Annotated in this window: 1 protein-coding gene; it reads left to right on the top strand. The window is 36.1% G+C overall.

Going from position 1 to position 2,208, the window contains the following annotated elements; all coding sequences use genetic code 11:
- Window positions 1–1,240: DNA mismatch repair protein MutS (gene mutS, locus F6K13_RS29675; protein ID WP_287289369.1), on the top strand; the 1,240-nt coding region annotated here is incomplete at its 5' end.
- Window positions 1,241–2,208: the final 968 nt, after the last annotated feature.

Below are 2,208 nucleotides of genomic sequence, written 5' to 3'. Positions count from 1 at the left end.
AGCTGAAGAAGACCAACAATGGATTGCTAATTTGGAAGTTACGGAGAGAGAAAGGACGGGAATTTCTAATTTAAAGGTTGGTTATAATAAGGCTTTTGGTTATTATATTAGTATTTCTAAATCAAAGGCAGATTTGGCTCCGGATGATTATACTCGGAAGCAGACTTTGACTAATGAGGAGCGTTATATTACTGAGGAATTAAAGGAAAGAGAAGTTAGAATTTTAACGGCACAAGATGATTTGAATGAGTTGGAATATGATATTTTTGTTGGTCTGAGAACTGAAGTGGGGGAATACGCAGAGGAGATTAGAAATGTTTCTCGTGCTGTGGCAGCTATTGATGTTTTGTGTGGTTTTGCAGAAGTAGCAATTTATCAAAATTATGTTCGTCCTACGATGACTGATAGTCGGGAATTGAAAATTATTGAGGGTCGGCATCCGGTGGTAGAAAAATATTTGCCTGCTGGTTTTTTTGTGCCTAATACTGCGATATTGGGAAGTAAAAATATAGAGGAAAATAATTCGGGAGTTACTCCTTATCAAGCTCAAGATTTAATTATTTTAACTGGTCCGAATGCTAGTGGTAAAAGTTGTTATTTGCGGCAGGTAGGATTGATTCAATTAATGGCACAAACTGGTAGTTTTGTTCCGGCAAGTTCTGCTGTTTTGGCGGTGAGCGATCGGATATTTACTCGTGTTGGAGCAGTGGATGATTTAGCAACAGGTCAATCAACTTTTATGGTGGAGATGAATGAGACGGCAAATATTTTGAATCATGCTACGGAAAAGTCTTTAGTTTTGTTGGATGAAATTGGTAGGGGAACGGCAACTTTTGACGGAATTTCGATTGCTTGGTCGGTGGCAGAATATTTGGCAACGGAAATTTTGTCTCGGACAATTTTTGCGACTCACTATCACGAATTAAATGAACTTTCTTCTATTTTGGATAATGTGGCAAATTATCAGGTAACGGTGAAAGAGTTGCCGGATAAAATTGTATTTTTGCATCAGGTACAACCTGGTGGAGCGGATAAATCTTATGGTATTGAAGCGGGAAGATTAGCAGGTTTACCGGATTCAGTAATTCAGCGTGCTAGACAGGTAATGGAGCAAATTGAAAAGCATAGTAAGATAGCTATTGGTTTGCGGAAAGGTATTAAGAAAAAAGAAGAGGAAGAGGTGATAACTGTAGAACAGTTAGATATTTTTAGTGAGGAATTTGGAGATAGTTTGCTATAACAGTTATCAGTTAGCAGTTATCAGTTATCAGAGGTAAAAATTCAAGAATGAAAATTACCTCTGCTTTCTTTTTTTTCTAGCAGTAGGTTGGGTTGAGGAACGTTAGCGGAGCTTATCCGTTAGGATAAACCCAACAACAGGAGTACAGCAACAATCAAAGTTTTGTTGGGTTTCACTCCGTTCTACCCAACCTACATTTCTGTAGAGCAGTTAGATATTTTTAGTGAATAATTTGGAGATAGTTTATTGTGACAGTTATCAGTTAACAGTTATCAGTTATCAGCACAATTGAAGTTTGAAACGTCAAGGTATTATGAGATATCTAATACAAACCAGAAACTGGGTTTGTTAACTGTCAGATTCTTTTTCTTTAGTAAAAGAAGTAAACGAACTAGCTCAAGAAGTTGTTCCTGTTACTGTGAAGTTAATTTCTTGGTTAACAGCACTTTTTGCATAAGCAAATTAAGTAAAGATAGAATAGGTATATGACTGTAAGCTGATCGTTTTCTATCGTTTTATTTTGTAGGAAGCGATCGCTTTCTATTAAGTTCTTATTAAATTAGGAATTAGTATCAATAAAATGAAGTTATGAAATGTTAATTTCATGGTAGTTTCATCATATAATACCCAATCTTTTGTGAAACTTATTGAATACTTAAATTCTGATTACTAACGGATGAATTAAAACTTTAGAAATTTATCAATACTTAGGTGTTTCTGAAGTTTTGAAAAAAGGATGATTTACTTAGGTAAAACTTTAATTATTAAGTCATAGATACGAGGTATGAGATGAGAATTATACAAACAACAGGAACAGTGAAAAATGGAGATGATTCCCTCGCCGAGCCGACTCTCGGTTCCATTGGCAAGCAGCTCTGTCTGCTTCGAAGTGAGGGATTCAATTTGGCGCGTCGTTTCATCAATTTTAAACCACTGAACATCATACCGCTGTTCAAGGTCCGCCATCG

Source organism: Okeania sp. SIO2B9, assembly GCF_010672505.1.
GTDB lineage: Bacteria > Cyanobacteriota > Cyanobacteriia > Cyanobacteriales > Microcoleaceae > Okeania > Okeania hirsuta.
The sequence above is the reverse complement of the archived record's forward strand: the minus strand, read 5'-3'. Positions and strand labels throughout refer to the sequence as shown.